Raw genomic sequence first — 22,292 nt, forward strand, 5'->3', positions numbered from 1 at the left:
GCAGGCTAGATGGCGCCGTCTTCACGCAGCTTTGCGATCTGTTCCTTGTCGTAACCAAGGTCGTCCAGTACCTGCGCATTGTGTTCACCCAACTGCGGCCCGACCCATTCGGATGTGCCAGGTGTCTCTGAGAGTTTCGGCACGATCCCCGGCATCTTGAAATCCTTGCCGTCCGGCAGCTTGGCCTTGAGGAACATTTCCCTGGCCAGGTACTGCGGATCGCTGAACATGTCTTCGGCACTGAAGATCCGACTGGCCGGTACGTCGGCCTGATTCAACTGTTCAATGATGGCGTCCAGCGGCAGCGAGTTGGCCCAGCGGTCAATCACTCCGTAAATCTCGTCGCGACGGCTATCGCGCCCATCGTTGCTGGCCAATAGCGGGTCGTTGGCCAGGTCCTCCCGGCCGATGATCAGCATGAAGCGTTTGAAAATGGCATCGCCGTTGGCACCGATCTGCACATGTTTGCCATCGGCGCTGGTGTGGATCGAAGAGGGCGTGATGCCGGGCATGATGTTGCCGGTGCGTTCGCGGATGAAACCGAACACGTCGAACTCCGGGACCATGCTTTCCATCATGGCGAAGATCGCTTCATACAACGCCACATCGACCACTTGGCCCAGGCCACCGTTGACTTCGCGATGACGCAAGGCCATCAGCGCACCAATCACGCCCCAGAGTGCGGCAATCGAATCGCCGATGGAGATGCCGGTGCGCACCGGTGGTCGGTCTTCGAAACCGGTGATGTAGCGCAGGCCACCCATGGATTCACCGACGGCGCCGAACCCTGGCTGATCCTTCATCGGGCCGGTCTGACCGAATCCCGATAGACGCACCATCACCAGTTTCGGGTTCAGTGCGTGTAGCACTTCCCAGCCCAGGCCGAGTTTTTCCAGGACGCCGGGGCGAAAATTCTCGATCAGAATGTCCGCTTCGCCGAGCAGCTTCTTCAAAATCGCCAGACCGTCGGGATGCTTGAGGTTCAGCGTCAGGGACTTCTTGTTGCGGGCCTGGACGAACCACCATAACGAGGTGCCTTCGTACAATTTGCGCCATTTGCGCAAGGGGTCGCCACCGTCCGGGGATTCGATCTTGATCACTTCGGCACCGAATTCACCACAAATGCGCGAGGCAAACGGCCCGGCGATCAATGTGCCCAATTCAATGACTTTCAGGCCTGAGAGCGGTTTGGCGGTGAACGGCATGCTGGATCCTGTAGGACAAGGCTTAACGGATAGAGCGTTTTAGCATAGCCCGGCGTCGGCCGCCCAAGGTTGATTCGCCTTCAATTCGTTGATTGCCTGTCGCATCGGTTAGACTTGCCGCCTTTCCACGTATCAAGAAGCCCGTTCATGGCCCAGCCGTCCACGACCTACAAGTTTGAACTGAACCTCACCGACCTCGACCGCAGCATCTACGAGAGCGTGAAGCAGACCATCGCCCGTCACCCTTCGGAAACCGAAGAACGCATGACAGTGCGGCTGCTGGCCTACGCCTTCTGGTACAACGAGCAACTGTCGTTTGGTCGCGGTCTGTCAGACGTCGATGAACCAGCCTTGTGGGAAAAGAGCCTGGACGACCGTGTCCTGCACTGGATCGAAGTCGGCCAGCCGGACGCCGATCGCCTGACCTGGTGCTCGCGCCGCACCGAACGCACCAGCCTGCTGGCCTACGGCAGCCTGCGCGTCTGGGAAACAAAAGTGATCCCGGCGATCAAGAACCTGAAAAACGTGCACATTGCCGCGGTACCGCAGGAGGTCCTGGAGACCTTGGCCAAAGACATGCCCCGCGTGATCAAGTGGGATGTGATGATCAGCGAAGGGACGATTTTCGTCACCGACGACCGTGGTCAGCATGAAGTGCAGCTGCAGTGGCTGAGCGGCGAACGCGGCTGATCGATCTGCGCGGTACTGCATCCACCGGTTTTGTCCCACCTATCCAAGAGAAGCACCTGTCACCCCATGCGCATCGAACCTCGCCTGTTGCCCGACCCCCTGCCATTGCTCGGTGATCTGCCGCCGCTGCTGACCCGTCTGTACGCGGCGCGGGGCGTGCAGTGCGAAGCCGAGCTGGACAAAAGCCTGGCGCGGCTGATTCCGTTCCAGCGGCTGAAGGGCATCGAGGGTGCGGTGGATTTGCTGGTGGCGGCGCTGGAGCAGCGTCAGCGGATTCTGATCGTCGGTGACTTCGACGCCGATGGGGCGACGGCCAGTACCGTGGGCATGTTGGGATTGCAGCTGTTGGGCGCGGCTCATGTCGATTACCTGGTGCCGAACCGCTTCGAATATGGGTATGGCCTGACCCCGGAAATCGTCGAAGTCGCACTGACCCGCGACCCTCAACTGCTGATTACCGTGGATAACGGCATCTCCAGCGTCGAAGGCGTGGCGGCGGCGAAAAAGGCCGGGCTCAAGGTCCTGGTCACCGATCACCACTTGCCTGGCGACGAGCTGCCGCTGGCCGATGCCATCGTCAATCCCAACCAGCCGGGTTGCGAGTTCCCGAGCAAGGCGCTGGCCGGGGTCGGGGTGATTTTCTATGTGCTGATGGCCTTGCGTGCGCGCCTGCGCAGCCTGGGTCGGTACGAGCGCACGCCGCAGCCGAACATCGGCGAGTTGCTGGACCTGGTGGCGCTGGGCAGCGTCGCCGACGTGGTGCCGCTGGATGCCAACAACCGGATTCTGGTGCACCAGGGCCTGGAGCGTATTCGCGCCGGACGCGCACGACCGGGGATCAAGGCAATTCTCGAAGTGGCGAAACGTGATCATGCGCGCATCACGTCAACCGACCTCGGGTTCATCGTCGGCCCGCGCCTGAACGCGGCAGGGCGGCTGGATGACATGAGCCTGGGCATTGAATGCCTGCTCACCGAAGATGCCGGGCTTGCCCGGGAAATGGCCGCACAGCTGGACGGCATGAACCAGGATCGCAAATCCATCGAGCAGGGCATGCAGCGTGAGGCGCTGGCCCAGCTCAAGGACTTGCCGGTGGAATCGATGCCGTTTGGCCTGTGCCTGTTCGATCCCGAGTGGCACCAGGGCGTCATCGGTATCCTCGCCTCGCGTATGAAAGAACGCTATTTCCGTCCGACGATCGCCTTTGCCGATGCCGGCGATGGTCTGCTCAAGGGCTCGGGGCGTTCGGTTCAGGGTTTTCATATTCGTGACGCCTTGAGCGTGGTGGCGGCGCAGCATCCGAATCTGATCAGTAAATATGGCGGCCATGCCATGGCTGCCGGCCTGACGCTGCCGGAAGCGAATTTTCCGTTGTTCGCCGAAGCCTTCGACGCCGAAGTCCGCCGGCAATTGCGCGAAGAGGACCTGACCGGCCGGTTGCTGTCCGACGGCACCCTGGCGGTCGAGGAGTTTCACCTGGAACTGGCCCGTGCCCTGCGTCATGCCGGCCCTTGGGGGCAACACTTCCCGGAGCCGTTGTTCCATGGCGTGTTTCAGCTGGTCGAGCAGCGTATCGTCGGCGAGCGGCACCTCAAGGTGGTGCTGAAAAGCGAATGTGGCTCGGTGAAACTCGATGGCATTGCCTTTGGCATCGACCGCGACATCTGGCCGAATCCGACCATCAAATGGGTGGAACTGGCCTACAAGCTCGACCTCAACGAGTTTCGCGGGAATGAGACGGTGCAATTGATGATTGCCCACATCGAACCGCGTTGAGCCATTCGCTGTAGGAGCGAGGCTTGCCCGCGAAGACGATCTTCCTGACACCAATCCATCTCAAACCTCCCTCATCCCCCGATGTCGACTAGGCTCTAAGCACTGCTTGATAATCCTTGTGACGTCTTGTCGAATTTTTTGCCCGCGGGGGCGGGTGCTGCAGCTTTTTTTCCTGTCACTCGTCGACTTTCAAACAGAACCCTGGAGCCTGCCCACTGATTCGAGAGGTGCCCCATGAGTCTGCTGCTTGAACCCTACACCATTCGCCAATTGACCCTGCTCAACCGCATTGCGGTCTCGCCGATGTGCCAGTACTCGAGCGTCAATGGCCTGGCCAATGACTGGCACCTGGTCCACCTTGGCAGCCGCGCTGTCGGGGGCGCCGGTCTGGTGTTTACCGAAGCCACGGCGGTCACGGCCGACGGCCGGATCACCGCCGACGACCTCGGCCTGTGGAACGACGAACAGATCGAACCCCTGCAACGTATCACCCGCTTCATCACCGCTCAGGGCGCCGTCGCCGGCATTCAGCTGGCCCATGCCGGGCGCAAGGCCAGTACCTGGCGGCCATGGCTGGGCAAGCATGGCAGCGTCAAACCCGATGCCGGTGGCTGGACGCCGGTCGGTCCTTCGCCGATTGCTTTCGATCCGCAGCACACCCAACCCAGACAGCTTGATGAAGGCCAGATCGCGGACGTCATCCAGGCCTTTGTCGACTCGGCCAAAAGAGCGCTGACCGCCGGATTCAAAGTGGTGGAAATACACGCCGCCCACGGTTACCTGTTGCACCAGTTCCTGTCGCCCCTGAGTAATCAGCGACGGGATCAATATGGCGGTTCGTTCGAAAATAGAATTCGGCTGGTGCTGCAAGTCACCGAGGCGGTGCGTGCGGTATGGCCCGAGGAGTTGCCGCTGTTTGTGCGGGTGTCGGCCACCGATTGGGTGGAAGACGGCTGGAACCCCGATGAAACCGTCGAACTGGCCCGACGCCTTCACGCATTGGGCGTGGACCTGATCGACGTGTCGTCGGGGGGGACGGCGGTCAACGCCGAAATTCCCACAGGGCCGGGTTATCAGACCCGCTTCGCTGAACGTGTGCGCAAGGAGTCAGGCATTGCCACCGGCACTGTAGGCATGATTACCGAACCCGCGCAGGCCGAGCACATATTGCGCACTTGCCAGGCCGACATTATCTTCCTGGCTCGGGAACTGCTGCGCGATCCGTACTGGCCGCTGCATGCCGATGACGACCTGGGTGGGCGCAAGGCCATCTGGCCGGCGCAGTATCAGCGGGCCACCCATCGGGAACAGCCGATTCATGAGTCGGATTTGCGTGATTGAGTGAGGCTGTAAAACCAAAAAAGCCCCGGTCGTGTTGATCGGGGCTTTTGTGTTTCTGTGCCGGGATATTTGCTGCCTGTTCAGCCGCCTTCGCGGGCAAGCCCGCTCCCACAGTTAATCGCGATCATCCAGATGGAATGCGATCCAATGTGGGAGCGGGCTTGCTCGCGAAGGGGCCGGTTCAGACAACCCCTTCCTGTCAGGTGTACTTGCGCTTCTCCGGCGCCGGCGGGAAGTACTGGTACAACCAGGTTTCACTCAACGTCCGGTCATTGGTGCGAATGAACAACCGCAGCTCCACCGGCGCCACGCTGTCATTGGTCGGGTACCAGTCAAATGTGATCCGATAGCCCTTGATGGCATCCAGCACCAGCACGTTGAAGTCTTTCACCTCGCCGTTCGAGCAGGTCACCACAGGCTCGATCCCCGCACCTTCCGGCAAGCGATCGAGACCGCCGCCCGTGAAGTCCACGGCAAACCGTCGCGCCCAGACTTCCGGGTAATGCTCGCCAGGCGCCCAGCCTTCGATGAAGCCGCCCATGCCCGAACGAGTCGCGTTGACCCGCGCCAGCGGTGTACTCACCGGTGGCAGCGCGCTCCAGTAGAGCTTGTAGCCGTAGTTCAGCGAGTCGCCGGCCGCCACCGGTTTTTTCGGGGTCCAGAAGGCGACGATGTTATCCAGGGTTTCGCCGGTCGTAGGAATTTCCAACAGATCGATCGAGCCTTCGCCCCACGCAGTCGTCGGTTCTACCCACAGGCTTGGACGCTTGCTGTACCAGTCGACGGTATCCTGATAATTGGCGAACTCGTGATCGGTCTGCACCAGGCCGAAACCTTTTGGATCGGTGTCGGCGAAGGCGTTGAATTGCAGGGTGGCCGGGTTGTTCAGGGGACGGCAGATCCACTCGCCATTACCACGCCACATCGCCAGGCGATCGGAGTCGTGGATTTGCGGATGAATGGTGTCGCACATGCGGCGCTCATGGGTGCCGCAACTGAACATGCTGGTCATCGGCGCGATACCCAGCTGTTCGATGGCGGTGCGCGCGTTGATGTGAGCATCGATCTCCATCACCACGCGTTCGGCCTGGCAATCGATGTCGAAACGGTAGGCACCGGTGGCGCTCGGCGAATCCAGCAGCGCATAGACCACGAAACGGGTGCTGTCCTTGCCCGGCGTCTCGAACCAGAACTTGGTGAAGTCCGGGAATTCCTCGCGCTTTTTGGCATAGGTATCGATCGCCAGGCCGCGGGCCGACAGACCGTACTGGCCGGAGGCGTCTACCGCGCGGAAATAACTGGCGCCAAGGAAGGACAGCACGTCATGCCTGTCCAGCTCCGGAGCCTTGAACAACTTGAACCCGGAAAAGCCCAGGTCGCCGGTCAGTTGCTTGGTGTCGACCGTGGTTTTTTCATAGTTGAACAGGGACGGGCGGAAATGCACCTCGCGCGCCTGCCGCGTCTTGGGGTCGACGCTGTACATGCGCACCGGCTGTTTGAACCCCATGCCGACGTGGAAAAACTGCACATCCAGTTGACCGTTCAGGTCTTTCCACAGGGAGTGGTTGCCGTCGTAGCGGATCGCATTGAAGTTCTGCGGGGTCATGGTCGCCAGGGTCGGCGGCAGCACCTGTTTGGTGTCCTGGTAGCGGTTACCGGCGAGTTGCTTGGCCTGGATCTTCAGGGCTTCGAAATCGAATGCCTGAGCCTCGCCATCCGCCGCTCCGTTCCCGGCCCAGGCTCGAGCGGCCAGCAGGCCGGAGGCCGAGAGACCGGTGTAAGCCGCGATGGCCATGGACGCTTTGAGCAAATTCCTGCGGTGCATAAGTACAACCTGTCGTGAACAATCCCGCACCGTTCCTGGCACATTGGATCAAAAATGGAGGTTCGGACATGCCTTCGGCCAAACGCAACGGACTTTAAACAGATGCCAAATAGCTTAAACCGTTCGGTCGCAGAGAAAAAATGATTGATGGCCCGACAATGGCGCAGCAATGAAACAAGACATGTCAGTAAAAATGTCTGACAGCCATTTCTGATTTACAGGGCATTTCTGCTTTTTTCGATTAATTACTCTAAAAATCGCTTTTCAGCCCGAATAACTTCCTATTCTATGGACATGACCGGTTTCTGCCCTCAGGCCGGTGGGATTCAGTTGGCACCAGGTGACCGCTGAAAAAAGGGTAGGGCGATGCGGCTTTGCAAGTTTTCTCTGACGTACAGAAGGACATCGTCCATGTCGAAAATACAAGGCATCACCGAACTGTTGGGAATCTTTCCGTGCCTGGTCACCGGGCGGAGGAGGCGTTGGCTCAATTCCGAGGAGATGAAGCTGGTGGAGCGCTATCGCGAGTTGTCGGAGAGCGATCGGATTGCCATGCGTTATCTGGTGGACGCGATGCGGAGTGTTTCGCGGTTTTGAGCAGGGAGTGGATATGGCCGTGGCACCGGTGCCACGGTCGGATCCTTCAGATTGAGACGAAAATGCCTACGATGAGCGGCGGTTGTGCTCAATGGGTTATTTCATCGACCGGTGTTCAGGTAACTGTCATGTCGACAATCAATAGCGATAAAGGCCAAGTTACGATTCCCGAGCCAATGGGCGAGGAAGAGGACAAGGTGGGCAAGACCGGTGCCTCTGATCGGTTCGAGGCCGCTCGGGGTAAAGCAGATATCAAAGGACAAACCGACGATTTGATGAAATTGCTGCGAGGTGAGGACTGATGATGGTGGTCGACACCACTGCCCAGTCTTTTCCTTGAACCAGCGGTGACGCCATCGCGAGCAAGCTTGCTCCTACGGGTTGGTGGCGTTCAGATGATTGGATACGCCATAAAACCTGGAGCGAGACTTGCCCGCGAAGCTTTTAATGCTTGAACATCACATGCCGTACCACCGTGTAGTCCTCCAGCCCATACAAGGACATGTCCTTGCCATACCCGGACAGCTTCTGCCCGCCATGGGGCATTTCGCTAACCAGCATGAAGTGCGTGTTCACCCAGGTGCAGCCATAGTGCAAGCGTGCCGAGAGGCGATGCGCACGACCGACGTCCGAGGTCCAGACCGACGACGCCAAGCCGTAGTCCGAATCGTTGGCCCAGCCCAGCACCTGCGCCTCATCGGTGAAGCGGGTCACCGACACCACCGGCCCGAACACTTCGCGGCGGACGATCTCGTCGTCCTGTTGCGCGTCGGCGAGCACCGTCGGCTCGAAGAAGTAGCCATCGCCTTCCACTACGTTGCCACCCGTGATCAGGCGGATATGCGGCTGTGCCACGGCACGCGCGACGAACCCGGCCACGCGGTCGCGATGCTGCGCGGTGATCAGCGGACCCAGTTCGGTCGACGGATCATCCTGTACGCCATGCTTGATGCTGCTGACCGCCGCGCCGAGTTTCTCGACGAAGCTGTCGTAAATGCCTTCCTGCGCATAGATGCGGCACGCGGCGGTGCAGTCCTGGCCGGCGTTGTAGAAGCCGAAAGTGCGAATGCCTTCCACGGCGGCGTCGATGTCGGCGTCGTCGAAGATGATCACCGGCGCCTTGCCGCCCAGTTCCATGTGCAGGCGTTTGACGCTGTCGGCGGTGCTGGAAATGATGTTCGAACCCGTCGCGATCGAGCCGGTCAGCGACACCATGCGCACCTTCGGATGATTGACCAGCGGTCCGCCGACCGTAGGACCACGGCCAAACACCAGGTTGAGCACACCGGCCGGTAAAATTTCCGACGCCAGTTGCGCCAGGCGCATCGCGGTCAGCGGGGTCTGTTCCGACGGCTTGAGCACCACGGTATTACCGGCGCCCAGGGCCGGGGCGATTTTCCAGGCGACCATCATCAACGGGTAGTTCCACGGCGCAATGGAGGCGATCACGCCCACGGGGTCGCGACGGATCATCGATGTATGCCCGGGCAGGTACTCACCGCCGGCCGAACCGCTCATGCAACGGCTGGCGCCGGCGAAGAAACGGAACACGTCGGCAATCGCCGGAATCTCGTCATTCAGTGCGGCGCTGTAAGGTTTGCCGCAGTTGTCCGATTCCAGTTTGGCCAGCTCTTCGCCGTGGGCTTCGATGGCGTCGGCGAGTTTGAGCAGCAGCAGCGAGCGCTCTTTCGGCGTGGTCTGCGACCAGCTTTCGAAGGCACTGTCGGCGGCGCGCACAGCGGCATCGACCTGGGCTTCGCTGGCTTCGTTGATTTCCACCAGTATCCGGCCCAGCGCCGGGTTGAACACCGGTTGGGCCGGGCCTTCGCCATCGATCAGCTGGCCGTTGATCAGGAGTTGGGTTTGCATGTTCATGTCCTCTCGGAACTGTTGTTTTCTGTGTGGAAACCGGTCCCTGTAGGAGCTGGCTTGCCGGCGAAAGCGGTGGATCAGTTGACATCAATGTCGAGAGTGATGGCCCCTTCGCCGGCAAGCCAGCTCCTACGTATCCAGCGTCTACGTGAGAAATGGGAGGACAGTTATTTCCCGCCGCTACCCGCCACACTCTCCCCACCACGGGTCAAGTAGTACGCGCCGAGAATCGGCAGCATAGTCACCATCATCACCAGCATCGCGACGACGTTGGTCACCGGCACGTCCCGCGGGCGGCTGAGCTGGTTGAGCAGCCACAGCGGCAAGGTGCGTTCATGGCCGGCGGTAAAGGTGGTGACGATGATCTCGTCGAACGACAGCGCAAAGGCGAGCATGCCGCCGGCCAGCAACGCCGAGCCGAGGTTCGGCAGAATGATGTAGCGGAAGGTCTGCCAACCGTCGGCGCCGAGGTCCATCGAGGCTTCGATCAAACTGTGCGAGGTGCGGCGCAAGCGGGCGATGACGTTGTTGTAGACGATCACTACGCAGAAGGTCGCGTGACCGACGATGATGGTGAACATCCCCGGCTCGATGCCCAGCGTCTTGAACGTCGCCAACAGCGCGATACCGGTGATGATCCCCGGCAACGCGATCGGCAGGATCAGCATCAGCGAGATGCCCTGCTTGCCGAAGAAATCCCGGCGGTACAACGCCGCCGACGCCAGCGTGCCAAGGACCAGTGCAATAAGTGTAGCAACGGTCGCAATCTGCAATGACAGCTTGATCGCTTCCAGCACGTCGGGCCGCGAGAACGCCACGCCGATCCATTTCAGGGTGAACCCCCTGGGTGGGAAACTGAACGCCGCGTCTTCAGTGTTGAAGGCGTACAGGAAGATGATCAGGATCGGAAAGTGCAAGAACACCAACCCACCCCAGGCTGCGGTGCGCAGTCCCCAAGACGCCTTTTCAGAGTGCATCGAAAGCTCCCAGTCGTTTGACGATTGACAGGTAGATGGCGATCAGCACGATCGGCACCAGCGTGAAGGCCGCGGCCATGGGCATGTTGCCGATCGCGCCTTGCTGGGCGTACACCATGCTGCCCACGAAGTAACCCGGCGGGCCCACCAGTTGCGGCACGATGAAATCGCCCAGGGTCAGGGAAAAAGTGAAGATGGAACCGGCGGCAATGCCCGGAATCGACAGTGGCAACGTCACTTGCATGAAGGTCTGGCGCGGCGTCGCCCCGAGGTCGGCCGAGGCTTGCAACAGCGACGGCGGCAGACGTTCAAGGGAGGCCTGGATCGGCAGGATCATGAACGGCAGCCAGATGTAGACGAAGACCAGGAAGCGCCCCAGGTGCGAGGTCGACAAGGTGCTGCCCCCCACCCCCGGTATGCCCAGCACCCATTGCAACACCGGCTCCAGCCCCAGGTGTTGAACGAACCACTGCGCCACGCCGCCCTTGGCCAGCAGCAAGGTCCAGGCATACGCCTTGACGATGTAGCTGGCCCACATGGGCATCATCACCGCGATGTAGAAAAACGCCTTGGTCTTGCCGGTGGTGTAACGGGCCATGTAGTAGGCAATCGGGAAGGCCACGACGGCGCTGGCGATCGACACGACGACGGCCATGCCCAGGGTGCGCACGATGATGTCGAAGTTAGACGGCTGGAACAGCGCTGCGAAGTTCGCCAGGGTCAGGTCGGGCGTGACTGCCATGGTGAAGTCGTCGAAGGTGTAGAAACCTTGCCACAGCAGCACCAGCAGCGAACCGAGGTAGATCGCGCCGAACCACAGCAGTGGCGGTATCAGCAGCATCGACAGATACAGGTTGGGCCGGCGATACAGCAGGTTGGAAAACCTGCGCAATGGCGAACCGTTGGCCGGGGGTTGTGGAGCCGTCACGGTGTTCATTCACACCCCGCCGCCGACGGTGTCGTGTAGCGCCACCATGGCTTCACGCGCCCAGCGGGCACTGACGCGTTGCCCGGTCTGATGCCGCGCGTCGACGTCCAGCCATTGGTTGTTGGCCTGGCTGATGTTCAGGGTCTGGCCGTTTTCCAGCTTCAGTTCATAGCGGGTGGCGCTGCCCTGGTACTGGATATCGTGCAGCAAGCCGCTGACTTCGATCTCGTGGCTGGCCAGCGGACCTTCGGCGAAACGCACGTGTTCCGGACGGATCGAAAACGGCTGTGGATTGCCGCTCAACTGTTGCGCCAGGTCACCGCGAATCACGTTCGAGGTGCCAACGAATTCAGCCACAAACGTGGTCGCCGGTTTCATGTACAGGTTGCGTGGCGTGTCGACCTGCTCGATGCGACCCTTGTTGAACACGGCCACGCGGTCTGACATCGACAGCGCTTCGGTCTGATCATGGGTGACGAAGATGAAGGTAATGCCGAGCTGGCGCTGCAGCTTCTTCAACTCGCCCTGCATTTGCTCGCGCAGCTTGAGGTCGAGTGCACCCAGGGGTTCGTCGAGCAGCAACACCCGAGGGCGATTGACCAGCGCGCGAGCCAGGGCCACACGCTGGCGTTGTCCGCCGGACAGTTGCACCGGCTTGCGCCCGCCGTAGCCGCCGAGGGCGACCATGTCGAGGGCTTCTTCGGCACGTTTGCGCCGTTCGGCCTTGCCCACCCCTTTGACTTTCAAGCCATAAGCGACGTTGTCGAGGACGTTCATGTGCGGGAACAGCGCGTAATCCTGGAAGACGGTGTTGACATCACGCTGATAGGGCGGCAGCCCGGTGGCCTCGACACCATGGATACGAACGGAGCCTGCGCTTGGCTGTTCGAAACCGGCAATCAGGCGCAGACAGGTGGTTTTGCCCGAGCCGGAAGGGCCCAGCATGGAGAAGAACTCGCCGTCCTGGATATCGATGGAAACCCGGTCGACGGCTTTAACTTCGCCGAACTGCCGGGAAACGTTGGTGAACTGGACTGCAGGTGTCATTGCGTGGGCTCCAAGAATCTGAATCCAAGAGCTTCGCCGGCAAGCCGGTCTCGCTCCCACAGTGGAATACCATCATATGTGGGAGCGAGACCGGCTTGCTCGCGAAGAGGGCCTAGCGACCGCCCATGATCGCAATGTAGTCCTGGGTCCAGCGGCTGTACGGCACGAACTTGCCGCCTTCGGCTTGCGGGGTTTTCCAGAAGGCAATCTTCTCGAACTGGTCAAACCCATTGGTCTTGCAACCTTCGGCGCCGAGCAATTCGCTCTCATTGCACGCCGCCGGAACCGCCGGCAGCGAACCGAACCATGCAGCGAGGTCGCCTTGGACTTTCGGTTGCAGCGACCAGTCCATCCACTTGTAGGCACAATTGGGATGCTTGGCCTCGGCGTGCAGCATGGTGGTGTCCGCCCAGCCCGTTGCACCTTCCTTGGGAATAACCGAGGCAACCGGCTGCTTGTCCGCCACCAGGCCATTGACCATGTAGCCCCAGGTGCTGGACGCCACCACGCCTTCGTTCTTGACGTCGCTCATCTGCACGGTTGCGTCATGCCAGTAGCGGTGGATCAACGGTTGTTGCTTGCGCAGCAGGTCCAGTGCCGCCTTGTACTGCTCTTCGTTGAGCTGATACGGGTCCTTGATCCCCAATTCCGGCCGTTTCGCCTTGAGGTAGAGCGCCGCGTCGGCGATATAGATCGGACCGTCGTAGGCCTGGACCCGGCCCTTGTTGGACTTGCCGTCAGGCAACGTCTGTTCCTCGAACACTACACTCCAGCTGTCAGGGGCTGTCTTGAACACGTTGGTGTTGTACATCAACACGTTCGGACCCCATTGGTACGGGGTGCCGTAGGTCTGTTTATCGACGACGTACCACGGGCCATCCTTGAGACGTGGATCAATGGTCTTCCAGTTCGCAATCAACGCCGTGTTGATCGGCTGCACACGTTTTCCGGCGACCAGTCGCAGGGACGCATCACCCGACGCGGTGACCAGGTCGTAACCGCCCTTGGTCATCAGGCTGACCATCTCGTCGGACGTGGCGGCCGTCTTGACGTTGACCTTGCACCCGGTTTCCTTCTCGAAACCGGTCACCCAGTCGTAGGCCTTGTCGCTCTCGCCACGTTCGATATAGCCAGGCCAGGCGACGATATCCAGCTGGCCTTCGCCGGCACCGACAGCCTTCAGCGGTTCGGCCGCCTGGATGCTGGCACTGGTCAGCAGCGCGGTGGTGATTGCACTGAGCAGTGCGGTCTTGTGCACGAACATGGTGTTTCCCTCTTCTTTAATTATGGTCGGGGCAGTTTCTGAACGTGATGAAGCCAATGCCGGTACGGCTAATTGTTAGCGTAGTGCGCTTTTATCAATGCGGTCCGTGGCGAGCCGGATTGCCGCACAACACGGTGGCCCGGCGGCGATTCACCGGGCATATCCTTGCTGCAGCCGGTGCGCTTGACGCCGCGCTGGATCAAGCAACATCTGGAAGCACTCTCGCGGACGGATCTCGGGCACTTTCCATCTAGTCTGGTGGCCTTATTGATCCGGATAACCCCTTTTTGGAGGCGGAACATGAACACCCGTGGATTGCTCGATCAGCTACTCAAGTCCGGCCAGGATCTGTTGCAGAAAAAAAATGGCGGCTCGCAGAACAAATCGTCTGCCGGTGGGCTGGGCGGTCTGCTCGGCGGTGCCGGTGGCTCGGGCGGCTTGGGCGGGATGCTCTCCGGCGCTGGCGGTGGTGCCCTGGCAGCCGGGGCCATGGGCCTGCTGCTGGGTAACAAGAAGGTGCGCAAAGTCGGCGGCAAGGTCGCGATCTATGGCGGCCTGGCGGCGCTGGGAGTGATTGCCTACAAGGCGTATGGCAATTGGCAGGCCCAGCAGGGCACGGCATCGAACACCGAACCCCAAACCATCGACCGCTTGCCGGCCGCCCAGGTCGAGCAGCACAGCCAGGCGATCCTCAAGGCACTGGTAGCGGCGGCCAAGGCCGACGGCCACGTCGATGCACGGGAGCGCGAATTGATCGAGGGCGAGTTCAGCAAGCTCGACAACGATCAGGAACTGCAGCATTGGCTGCACGCCGAACTCAACAAGCCCCTGGACCCGGCCGACGTCGCAGGTGCCGCCGGCACTCCGGAAATGGCCGCCGAGATGTACATCGCCAGTGTGATGCTGGTGGACGAGGAGAACTTCATGGAGAAGTCCTACCTGGATGAACTGGCGCGTCAGCTGAAGCTCGATCCGGGGTTGAAGGCCGAGCTGGAGAAGCAGGTGCGCCAGGCTTCGATGTAGGAGCCGGCTTGCTGGCGAAGGGCCCCTCAGGTCTTGCATCGCTCTCCAGACCACCTTCACTGGCAAGCCATCCCCTGTAGGAGCTGGCTTGCCAGCGAAGGGGCCCTCAAGTCTTGCTGCGCTCTTCAGGCCGCCTTCGCTGCGGTGCGGCGATCCGACAAGCCAGCTCCTACAGGGGGGATTCTCAGTCCAGCCACATCCTCGATTTGCCAATCTGAGACCTGCCGCGCATCTGTCTTATAAATGAAACACCACCCTCGGCTATACTCCGCAGCATTTGGAAATACCTCGAGGACTGACTGTGAAGAACTGGACGTTGCGCCAACGGATCTTGGCGAGCTTTGCGGTGATTATCGCCATCATGCTGCTGATGGTCGTCGTCTCTTATTCCCGTCTACTGTCGATTGAGTCCAGCGAGAACGTTGTGCGCTCGGACAGTGTTCCCGGGATTCACTACAGCTCCCTGATTCGCGGTGCCTGGGTCGATGATTACGTGCTGACCCAGCAACTGATCGGACTGGGTGGCGGTCGAGGCATGACCCAAGCCGACAAGGATATGTACGAGGGAATCGAGGAAAGACTGCAAACCTCGATGGCCAGCTACCGGAGTACGATTTTCGAGAAAGATGATCAGGCAAGATTCGATGAGTTTGAAAGAATTCACGATCAATATGACAAGCTGCTCGAAGAGGTCCTCGATGCCTACCAGCATAACGACATCGAACAGGCCCGTCGCATACTCACCGAACAGATGACCCCGACATGGGATGCCGGCCGTAAACTGCTGGATAACCTCATTGAGTTCAACAGGGAGGCGGCTGAGGCGGCCACGGACTCGATCATCTCATCGGTAGCGGTGGCGAAGCTGATCATGGGCATTTCGTTACTGGTTGCAGTCATTATTGCCGGGGTGTGTGGTCTTTTGTTGATGCGCGCGATCATGGCGCCGATGAACCGGATCGTCGAAATTCTCGAAGTCATGCGCACCGGTGATCTCAGCAACCGCCTGAACCTTGCGCGCAAGGACGAATTTGGTGTGGTGGAAACCGGCTTCAACGACATGATGGCCGAGCTGACGTCCCTGGTGTCCCAGGCTCAGCGCTCGTCGGTGCAGGTCACCACGTCGGTCACTGAGATCGCTGCCACCTCCAAGCAACAGCAAGCGACCGCCACCGAAACCGCTGCCACCACCACCGAAATCGGCGCAACGTCCCGTGAGATTGCGGCCACGTCGCGGGATCTGGTGCGCACGATGACTGAGGTGTCCACCGCAGCCGATCAGGCCTCGGTGCTCGCCGGTTCCGGGCAGCAAGGGTTGGCGCGGATGGAGGAGACCATGCACTCGGTCATGGGCGCGGCCGATCTGGTCAACGCCAAGCTGGCGATCCTCAATGAGAAGGCCGGCAACATCAACCAGGTGGTGGTGACCATTGTCAAAGTCGCCGACCAGACCAATCTACTTTCTCTCAACGCCGCCATCGAGGCGGAAAAAGCCGGTGAATATGGCCGCGGGTTTGCCGTGGTCGCCACCGAAGTGCGGCGTCTGGCGGACCAGACCGCCGTGGCCACGTACGACATCGAACAAATGGTGCGCGAGATCCAGTCGGCGGTGTCGGCCGGGGTCATGGGCATGGACAAGTTCTCTGAAGAAGTGCGCCGTGGCATGTCTGAAGTTCAGCAAATCGGGGAGCAGTTGTCGCAGATCATTCATCAGGTCCAGGCATTGGCGCCGCGGGTGTTGATGGTCAACGAAGGCATGCAGGCCCAGGCCACGGGCGCGGAGCAGATCAACCACGCGCTGGTGCAGTTGGGCGATGCCAGCAGCCAGACCGTCGAGTCCCTGCGCCAGGCCAGTTTCGCCATCGACGAACTGAGCCAGGTGGCCGTAGGGCTGCGTAGTGGCGTTTCGCGATTCAAAGTCTGATGAGCGAACCCACGGCCAAACGCATCGCCGTGAAGCCGGCGCTGCAATCATTGTTCCTGGTGTTCCGCATCGGGAACGAGCGCTATGCGTTGCAGGCCATCGAAGTGGCGGAAGTGCTTCCGTGCCTGCCATTGAAGCCGATTCCTCGCGCGCCGGACTGGGTGGCCGGGGTGTTCGCCTATCGCGGTGCGGTGGTGCCGGTGATCGACATCAGTGCGCTGACCTTCGGGCGTCCGGCCCAGGCCCGCACCAGCACACGCCTGGTGCTGGTCAATTACCGCCCGGATGAAACCGCTGAGGCGCAATTGCTTGGGCTGATTCTGGAACAGGCCACCGATACCTTGCGTTGCAATCCGGCAGACTTTCAGCCTTATGGCCTCGATAACCGCCAGGCGCCATACCTCGGGCCGGTGCGCGAAGATGCCCGGGGTCTGCTGCAGTGGGTGCGGGTCGCCGATCTGCTGGACGAGCAGGTTCGCGCGCTGCTGTTTCCGGCGCAGCCGGTGGACCTGGCGCTGTTTGAGGAGCGACCATGAGCAGCGACCAGCGGTTTTTCGATTTCCTCAAAGAGCGCATCGGTCTCGACGTGAGCTCGGTGGGACCGGCGATCATCGAGCGCGCGGTGCGCCAGCGCAGCGCGGCGTCCAAGGCGCTGACGGCCGATGAGTACTGGCACACCTTGCAGGGCTCGCCGGACGAGCAGCAGGCGCTGATCGAAGCGGTGATCGTCCCCGAGACCTGGTTTTTCCGTTACCCGGAATCCTTCACCACGCTGGCGAAACTGGCTGCCAGGCGTCTGAGCGACATCAACAACATGCGCGCGCTGCGGATTCTCAGCCTGCCGTGTTCCACCGGTGAAGAGCCGTATTCCATCGCCATGGCGTTGCTTGATGCCGGGTTCCAGCCGCATCAGTTCAAAGTCGAAGGCATGGACGTCAGCCCGTTGTCGGTGGAAAAAGCCCGGCGCGCGATGTACGGCAAGAATTCGTTCCGGGGTCAGGACATCGCGTTTCGCGATCGGTATTTTACCGTCGAAGACGAGGGCTATCGCCTCAGCGGGCGGGTGCTTGAACAAGTGCGTTTGCAGGTCGGCAATCTGCTGGATCCGACGTTGATGGCCAACGAGCCGCCTTATGACTTTGTGTTTTGCCGCAACCTCTTGATCTATTTCGATCAGTCGACCCAACAGCAAGTATTCGAAGTGCTCAAGCGCCTGACCCATGTGGATGGCGTGCTGTTTATCGGGCCGGCCGAGGGCAGTTTGCTCGGCCGTTTCGGCATGCGTTCGATCGGCATCGCGCAGTCCTTTGCGTTCAGCCGCCAGAGTGCACCGCAGCCTACGCCTGTGGCGACATTCGTGCCGACGCCCCTGCCGGTGCGCCAACCGGTGCGCAGCATGACACCGCCGCCTGTTCGAAGTCGGCCTTTCGCAACGGTGACGCCGTTGCCTGTCGCGACGAAAACCGCCAACCCGGACGCCGCGGCGCTGCTGGCGAACATTGCCGCGCTGGCCAACGAAGGCAAAAGCGCCGAAGCCCGCGCCGCGTGCGATCGCTATTTGCGCAGTCATGAGCCAGTAGCCCAGGTCTTTTACTGGCTGGGCTTGCTTAGCGATGTCACCGGCAGAGTCCTGGAGGCCCAGGGTTTTTATCGCAAGGCCTTGTACCTCGAACCGCAACATTCAGAAGCGTTGATGCACCTGGCGGCGTTGCTGCAATCTTTGGGCGACACGGCAGGTGCCCAAAGATTGCAGGCCCGCGCCGCCCGCAGCGAGCGCGCCGCAGACAGTGAGCGTAAACGATGAACGCTGCCGACACCTTTAGCCTTACCCATGAAGATGCCCAGGCCATCGACGACTGCTGGAACCGCATCGGTGTCCACGGCGACAAGTCCTGCCCGCTGCTGGGCGAGCACATTCACTGCCGCAACTGCGCGGTGTATTCAGCCGCCGCGACGCGCCTGCTCGACCGCTATGCATTGCAGCAGGAAGATCGCGGGCAAGTGTCGACGGCGGTCGAGAGCGACGTGCAAACCCGTTCGCTGTTGATGTTCCGTCTTGGCGAAGAATGGTTGGGCCTGGCCACCCGCAGCCTGGTGGAAGTGGCGCCGCTGCAAGCGATTCACTCCTTGCCGCACCAGCGTTCCCGGGCCTTGCTCGGCGTGGCCAACGTGCGCGGTGCCCTGGTGGCATGCCTGTCCCTGGTCGAACTGCTCGGCCTCGATGGGGCGGGTAGCGTGGCGTCCGGCGCGCGGGTCATGCCGCGGATGCTGATCATCGCCGCCCACGGCGGGCCGGTGGTGGTGCCGGTGGACGAGGTGGACGGGATCCATGCCATCGACGAGCGCATCCTCGAGGCGGCATCTCGCTCGGGTACCCAGGCCAGCGCCAAATACACCCGTGGTGTGTTGCCATTCAAAGGTCGCAGCCTGCGTTGGCTGGATGAAGAACAGCTGCTGTCCGCCGTGACCCGGAGCCTTACATGACCCCAGAGCAATTGCGCGACGCCTCTTTGCTGGAGCTGTTCAGCCTGGAAGCCGAAGCCCAGACCCAGGTGCTGAGCGCAGGCCTGCTGGCGCTGGAGCGCGATCCGACCCAGGCCGATCATCTCGAGTCGTGCATGCGCGCGGCGCACTCGCTCAAGGGCGCCGCGCGGATCGTCGGTGTCGACGCCGGTGTCAGCGTCGCGCATGTGATGGAAGAATGTCTGGTCAGTGCCCAGGATGGGCGCCTGTACCTGCGCCCGGAACACATCGATGCATTGTTGCAAGGCACCGATCTGCTGATGCGCATCGCAACGCCCGACAACAGCCCGGGTCCTGCGGACATCGAGGCCTATGTGGCCGTGATGGATCGATTGCTGGATCCGCTGGCGCTTGCCGTGCCGATCAGTACCCCCATTGCGCCGTTCATGGCGGAGGATCCGCTGCAAGCCCCCGGGGTTGAGTTGTCGATGCCGGTGCTGGACCTCGAGCCGCCACCTGGCGCGTCCGGCGAGCCGGCAGCCAGGGCCAGACGCACCACCGAAAACGGTGAGCGGGTCCTGCGGGTCACTGCCGAGCGTTTGAACAGCCTGCTCGACCTGTCGAGCAAATCCCTGGTGGAAACCCTGCGGCTCAAGCCGCACCTGGCCTCCATGCAGCGGCTCAAGCGCCTGCAGGACAACAGCCTGCGGGCCCTGGAAAACCTCAACGTCCATCTCAAGGAACATGCCTTGAGCCTGGAGGCCCGGGAAGCCCTCGACGATGCCCGTCGGCTGCTGGCCGAATCCCGGCAAGTGCTGGTGGAAAAGAACGCCGAGCTGGATGAGTTCGCCTGGCAGGCCAGTCAACGGGCGCAAGTGTTGTACGACACGGCACTGGCGTGTCGCATGCGCCCGTTTGCCGATGTGTTGACCGGGCAAGTGCGGATGGTCCGCGACCTGGGCCGTAGCCTGGGCAAGCAGGTGCGACTGGAGATCGAGGGCGAGAAAACCCAGGTCGATCGCGACGTCCTGGAAAAACTCGAAGCGCCGCTGACGCACCTGCTGCGCAATGCCGTGGATCACGGCATCGAATCCCCGGAAGAGCGCCTGCTGGCCGGCAAACCGGCGGAAGGCTTGATCCGCCTGCGCGCCTCGCATCAGGCCGGCCTGCTGGTGCTGGAATTGAGCGATGACGGCAACGGTGTCGACCTGGAAAAGGTCCGGCGCAGCATTGTCGAGCGGCAATTGTCCCCGGCTGAAACGGCTGCGCAGTTGAGCGAAGAGGAACTGCTGACCTTTTTGTTCCTGCCGGGTTTCAGCTTGCGGGACACCGTCACCGAAGTGTCCGGACGCGGCGTCGGGCTGGACGCCGTGCAACACATGGTCCGGCAATTGCGCGGCGCGGTCGTGCTGGAACAGGCGGTGGGCGAGGGCAGCCATTTCCACCTCGAAGTGCCACTGACCCTGTCGGTGGTGCGTAGCCTGGTGGTGGAAGTCGGTGACGAGGCGTATGCGTTTCCACTGGCTCACATCGAGCGCATGTGCGACCTGGAGCCGGCGGACATCGTGCAGGTCGAGGGCCGTCAGCATTTCTGGCACGAAGGCCGGCACGTCGGGCTGGTCGCCGCCAGCCAGCTGTTGCAGCGCCCGGCCAGCCAGCACAGTCAGCAGACCCTCAAGGTGGTGGTCATTCGTGAGCGCGAGGCGATCTACGGGGTGGCCGTCGAGCGCTTCATCGGCGAGCGGACGCTGGTGGTATTGCCGCTGGACGAACGCCTGGGCAAGGTGCAGGACATTTCCGCCGGGGCCTTGCTCGACGACGGTTCGGTGGTGCTGATCGTCGACGTCGAAGACATGCTGCGTTCGGTCGACAAGTTGCTCAACACCGGGCGTCTGGAGCGTATCTCGCGTCAGGGCGGCCAGGTTGTCGAAGCCGCTCGCAAACGGATCCTGGTGGTCGACGACTCGCTGACCGTTCGCGAGCTGCAACGCAAGTTACTGCTCAATCGAGGGTATGACGTGGCCGTGGCGGTGGACGGCATGGATGGCTGGAACGCCCTGCGTTCGGAGGATTTCGACCTGCTGATCACCGACATCGATATGCCACGCATGGATGGCATCGAACTGGTGTCTTTATTGCGCCGGGACAATCGCCTGCAATCCCTGCCGGTCATGGTAGTGTCCTACAAGGATCGCGAAGAAGACCGCCGTCGTGGACTGGACGCCGGCGCCGACTATTATCTAGCCAAAGCCAGTTTTCATGACGACGCCCTGCTCGATGCAGTGGTGGAGCTCATCGGAGGAGCGCGGGCATGAAGATAGCCATCGTCAACGACATGCCCATGGCGGTGGAGGCCCTGCGCCGTGCCCTGGCGTTCGAGCCGGCACACGAGGTGGTCTGGGTCGCCGGCAACGGCGCCGAGGCGGTGCAACGTTGCGCCGAATACACTCCGGACCTGATCCTGATGGACCTGATCATGCCGGTGATGGACGGCGTGGAAGCGACTCGGCGAATCATGGCCGAGACCCCCTGCGCGATCGTCATCGTCACGGTCGACCGCCAGCAGAATGTCCATCGGGTGTTCGAGGCCATGGGCTACGGCGCGCTGGATGTCGTCGACACGCCTGCACTGGGTGTGGGTAACGCGCAGGATGCGGCCGCACCGCTGCTGCGCAAGATCATCAACATTGGTTGGCTGATCGGTGACCGGGGCCATCGAGAGCGAGCGGCCCCGAGCCTGTTGCGCAGCTCGGCTTCGCGTCAGCGCCTGATCGCCATCGGTTCGTCCGCGGGCGGGCCGGCTGCGCTGGAAATATTGCTCAAGGGCCTGCCGCGCAATTTCTCTGCGGCGATCGTGCTGGTGCAGCATGTCGACCAGGTATTCGCCGCCGGCATGGCCGAATGGCTGAGCAGCGCCAGCGGCCTGAACGTGCGCCTGGCCCAGGAGGGTGAGCCGCCGCAGCCCGGTACGGTGTTGCTGGCCGGTACCAACCACCATATCCGCTTGTTGAAAAACGGCAGGCTGGCCTACACCGCCGAACCGGTCAACGAGATCTATCGGCCCTCGATCGACGTGTTTTTCGAGAGCGTGGCCCATTACTGGAGCGGCGATGCCGTGGGCGTTTTGTTGACCGGCATGGGGCGCGATGGCGCACAGGGGCTTAAACTCATGCGCCAACAGGGCTACCTGACCATCGCCCAAGACCAAACCAGCAGCGCGGTGTACGGCATGCCCAAGGCAGCTGCCGCCATCGACGCTGCCGTAGAAATTCGTCCACTGGACAAGATCGCGCCACGATTGCTGGAAATTTTCGGCAAATGACGCACTTAAGCAGCAATCCCGGCCCAAGCAGTACTCAG

General features: G+C 61.4%; 19 protein-coding genes. 12 read left to right on the top strand and 7 right to left on the bottom strand.

What is annotated here, in order from left to right; genetic code table 11:
* Positions 1 to 5: 5 nt before the first annotated feature.
* Positions 6 to 1,205, bottom strand: coding sequence for a CaiB/BaiF CoA transferase family protein (locus F8N96_RS08465; protein WP_150765958.1), 1,200 nt, complete (start codon positions 1,203 to 1,205; stop codon positions 6 to 8).
* A 147-nt stretch (positions 1,206 to 1,352) separates the two neighbouring features.
* On the opposite strand from F8N96_RS08465, the gene F8N96_RS08470 reads away from it, so the two are divergent.
* The 3 genes from F8N96_RS08470 (at position 1,353) to F8N96_RS08480 (ending at position 5,012) form a co-directional block, all read left to right on the top strand.
* Complete coding sequence (locus tag F8N96_RS08470; RefSeq protein ID WP_150748239.1) at positions 1,353 to 1,895, top strand: YaeQ family protein; 543 nt, start codon at positions 1,353 to 1,355, stop codon at positions 1,893 to 1,895.
* Positions 1,896 to 1,961: 66 nt separating this feature from the next.
* Positions 1,962 to 3,671 (top strand): single-stranded-DNA-specific exonuclease RecJ, encoded by a 1,710-nt coding sequence (gene recJ, locus F8N96_RS08475; protein ID WP_150797417.1) that lies wholly within the window; start codon positions 1,962 to 1,964, stop codon positions 3,669 to 3,671.
* 234 nt (positions 3,672 to 3,905) lie between these two features.
* Positions 3,906 to 5,012 carry an NADH:flavin oxidoreductase/NADH oxidase gene (locus F8N96_RS08480; protein ID WP_150797418.1) on the top strand — a complete coding sequence of 369 codons (1,107 nt, stop codon included), beginning with the start codon at positions 3,906 to 3,908 and terminating at the stop codon, positions 5,010 to 5,012.
* 199 nt (positions 5,013 to 5,211) lie between these two features.
* Here the strand turns inward: F8N96_RS08480 and F8N96_RS08485 are convergent, their stop codons facing one another.
* Positions 5,212 to 6,837, bottom strand: a complete 1,626-nt coding sequence (locus tag F8N96_RS08485; RefSeq protein WP_150797419.1) for a glucan biosynthesis protein D — start codon at positions 6,835 to 6,837, stop codon at positions 5,212 to 5,214.
* Positions 6,838 to 7,248: 411 nt separating this feature from the next.
* Between F8N96_RS08485 and F8N96_RS08490 the strand changes: the two genes are divergently transcribed.
* A complete protein-coding gene (locus F8N96_RS08490; RefSeq protein ID WP_150797420.1) occupies positions 7,249 to 7,434 on the top strand; it encodes a hypothetical protein in 186 nt (61 codons plus the stop codon).
* Between the two features lie 62 nt (positions 7,435 to 7,496).
* Positions 7,497 to 7,736 (top strand): AbrB family transcriptional regulator, encoded by a 240-nt coding sequence (locus F8N96_RS08495; RefSeq protein WP_224789505.1) that lies wholly within the window; start codon positions 7,497 to 7,499, stop codon positions 7,734 to 7,736.
* A gap of 142 nt (positions 7,737 to 7,878) precedes the next feature.
* Here F8N96_RS08495 and F8N96_RS08500 read toward each other — a convergent pair whose 3' ends face one another.
* The 5 genes from F8N96_RS08500 to ydcS all read right to left on the bottom strand — a co-directional run bounded on the left by F8N96_RS08500 (position 7,879) and on the right by ydcS (position 13,522).
* Entirely contained in the window at positions 7,879 to 9,303 is a 1,425-nt protein-coding gene (locus tag F8N96_RS08500; protein ID WP_150797421.1) for a gamma-aminobutyraldehyde dehydrogenase, read from the bottom strand.
* Positions 9,304 to 9,473: 170 nt separating this feature from the next.
* Entirely contained in the window at positions 9,474 to 10,283 is an 810-nt protein-coding gene (locus F8N96_RS08505; protein WP_150797422.1) for an ABC transporter permease, read from the bottom strand.
* Complete coding sequence (locus F8N96_RS08510) at positions 10,273 to 11,220, bottom strand: ABC transporter permease (RefSeq protein ID WP_150797423.1); 948 nt, start codon at positions 11,218 to 11,220, stop codon at positions 10,273 to 10,275. Before F8N96_RS08510 ends, F8N96_RS08505 begins: the two co-directional genes overlap by 11 nt.
* Positions 11,221 to 12,258 carry an ABC transporter ATP-binding protein gene (locus F8N96_RS08515; protein WP_150797424.1) on the bottom strand — a complete coding sequence of 346 codons (1,038 nt, stop codon included), beginning with the start codon at positions 12,256 to 12,258 and terminating at the stop codon, positions 11,221 to 11,223.
* Positions 12,259 to 12,370: 112 nt separating this feature from the next.
* Positions 12,371 to 13,522, bottom strand: a complete 1,152-nt coding sequence (gene ydcS / locus F8N96_RS08520) for a putative ABC transporter substrate-binding protein YdcS (RefSeq protein ID WP_150797425.1) — start codon at positions 13,520 to 13,522, stop codon at positions 12,371 to 12,373.
* Between the two features lie 300 nt (positions 13,523 to 13,822).
* Between ydcS and F8N96_RS08525 the strand changes: the two genes are divergently transcribed.
* The 7 genes from F8N96_RS08525 (at position 13,823) to F8N96_RS08555 (ending at position 22,254) form a co-directional block, all read left to right on the top strand.
* Positions 13,823 to 14,545 (top strand): tellurite resistance TerB family protein, encoded by a 723-nt coding sequence (locus tag F8N96_RS08525; RefSeq protein ID WP_150797426.1) that lies wholly within the window; start codon positions 13,823 to 13,825, stop codon positions 14,543 to 14,545.
* Positions 14,546 to 14,846: 301 nt separating this feature from the next.
* Positions 14,847 to 16,469 (top strand): methyl-accepting chemotaxis protein, encoded by a 1,623-nt coding sequence (locus F8N96_RS08530; protein ID WP_150797427.1) that lies wholly within the window; start codon positions 14,847 to 14,849, stop codon positions 16,467 to 16,469.
* Complete coding sequence (locus tag F8N96_RS08535) at positions 16,469 to 17,005, top strand: chemotaxis protein CheW (protein ID WP_150797428.1); 537 nt, start codon at positions 16,469 to 16,471, stop codon at positions 17,003 to 17,005. Before F8N96_RS08530 ends, F8N96_RS08535 begins: the two co-directional genes overlap by 1 nt.
* Positions 17,002 to 18,273 carry a CheR family methyltransferase gene (locus F8N96_RS08540; RefSeq protein ID WP_150797429.1) on the top strand — a complete coding sequence of 424 codons (1,272 nt, stop codon included), beginning with the start codon at positions 17,002 to 17,004 and terminating at the stop codon, positions 18,271 to 18,273. Before F8N96_RS08535 ends, F8N96_RS08540 begins: the two co-directional genes overlap by 4 nt.
* Positions 18,270 to 18,953 (top strand): chemotaxis protein CheW, encoded by a 684-nt coding sequence (locus tag F8N96_RS08545; protein ID WP_150797430.1) that lies wholly within the window; start codon positions 18,270 to 18,272, stop codon positions 18,951 to 18,953. Before F8N96_RS08540 ends, F8N96_RS08545 begins: the two co-directional genes overlap by 4 nt.
* Complete coding sequence (locus tag F8N96_RS08550; protein ID WP_150797431.1) at positions 18,950 to 21,247, top strand: hybrid sensor histidine kinase/response regulator; 2,298 nt, start codon at positions 18,950 to 18,952, stop codon at positions 21,245 to 21,247. Before F8N96_RS08545 ends, F8N96_RS08550 begins: the two co-directional genes overlap by 4 nt.
* Positions 21,244 to 22,254 carry a chemotaxis response regulator protein-glutamate methylesterase gene (locus F8N96_RS08555; RefSeq protein WP_150797432.1) on the top strand — a complete coding sequence of 337 codons (1,011 nt, stop codon included), beginning with the start codon at positions 21,244 to 21,246 and terminating at the stop codon, positions 22,252 to 22,254. Before F8N96_RS08550 ends, F8N96_RS08555 begins: the two co-directional genes overlap by 4 nt.
* Positions 22,255 to 22,292: the final 38 nt, after the last annotated feature.

The sequence above is a fragment of the Pseudomonas fluorescens genome (assembly GCF_902497855.1).
In the GTDB taxonomy this organism is placed as follows: domain Bacteria; phylum Pseudomonadota; class Gammaproteobacteria; order Pseudomonadales; family Pseudomonadaceae; genus Aquipseudomonas; species Aquipseudomonas fluorescens_BI.

Coding starts and splice junctions, on each gene's coding strand:
- F8N96_RS08545 (WP_150797430.1), top strand. CDS start 18,270: ATGAACGCTGCCGACACCTTTAGCCTTACCCATGAAGATGCCCAGGCC.
- F8N96_RS08550 (WP_150797431.1), top strand. CDS start 18,950: ATGACCCCAGAGCAATTGCGCGACGCCTCTTTGCTGGAGCTGTTCAGC.
- F8N96_RS08485 (WP_150797419.1), bottom strand. CDS start 6,837: ATGCACCGCAGGAATTTGCTCAAAGCGTCCATGGCCATCGCGGCTTAC.
- F8N96_RS08465 (WP_150765958.1), bottom strand. CDS start 1,205: ATGCCGTTCACCGCCAAACCGCTCTCAGGCCTGAAAGTCATTGAATTG.
- F8N96_RS08515 (WP_150797424.1), bottom strand. CDS start 12,258: ATGACACCTGCAGTCCAGTTCACCAACGTTTCCCGGCAGTTCGGCGAA.
- ydcS (WP_150797425.1), bottom strand. CDS start 13,522: ATGTTCGTGCACAAGACCGCACTGCTCAGTGCAATCACCACCGCGCTG.
- F8N96_RS08525 (WP_150797426.1), top strand. CDS start 13,823: ATGAACACCCGTGGATTGCTCGATCAGCTACTCAAGTCCGGCCAGGAT.
- F8N96_RS08500 (WP_150797421.1), bottom strand. CDS start 9,303: ATGCAAACCCAACTCCTGATCAACGGCCAGCTGATCGATGGCGAAGGC.
- F8N96_RS08495 (WP_224789505.1), top strand. CDS start 7,497: ATGCCTACGATGAGCGGCGGTTGTGCTCAATGGGTTATTTCATCGACC.
- F8N96_RS08505 (WP_150797422.1), bottom strand. CDS start 10,283: ATGCACTCTGAAAAGGCGTCTTGGGGACTGCGCACCGCAGCCTGGGGT.
- recJ (WP_150797417.1), top strand. CDS start 1,962: ATGCGCATCGAACCTCGCCTGTTGCCCGACCCCCTGCCATTGCTCGGT.
- F8N96_RS08535 (WP_150797428.1), top strand. CDS start 16,469: ATGAGCGAACCCACGGCCAAACGCATCGCCGTGAAGCCGGCGCTGCAA.
- F8N96_RS08490 (WP_150797420.1), top strand. CDS start 7,249: ATGTCGAAAATACAAGGCATCACCGAACTGTTGGGAATCTTTCCGTGC.
- F8N96_RS08540 (WP_150797429.1), top strand. CDS start 17,002: ATGAGCAGCGACCAGCGGTTTTTCGATTTCCTCAAAGAGCGCATCGGT.
- F8N96_RS08555 (WP_150797432.1), top strand. CDS start 21,244: ATGAAGATAGCCATCGTCAACGACATGCCCATGGCGGTGGAGGCCCTG.
- F8N96_RS08510 (WP_150797423.1), bottom strand. CDS start 11,220: ATGAACACCGTGACGGCTCCACAACCCCCGGCCAACGGTTCGCCATTG.
- F8N96_RS08480 (WP_150797418.1), top strand. CDS start 3,906: ATGAGTCTGCTGCTTGAACCCTACACCATTCGCCAATTGACCCTGCTC.
- F8N96_RS08470 (WP_150748239.1), top strand. CDS start 1,353: ATGGCCCAGCCGTCCACGACCTACAAGTTTGAACTGAACCTCACCGAC.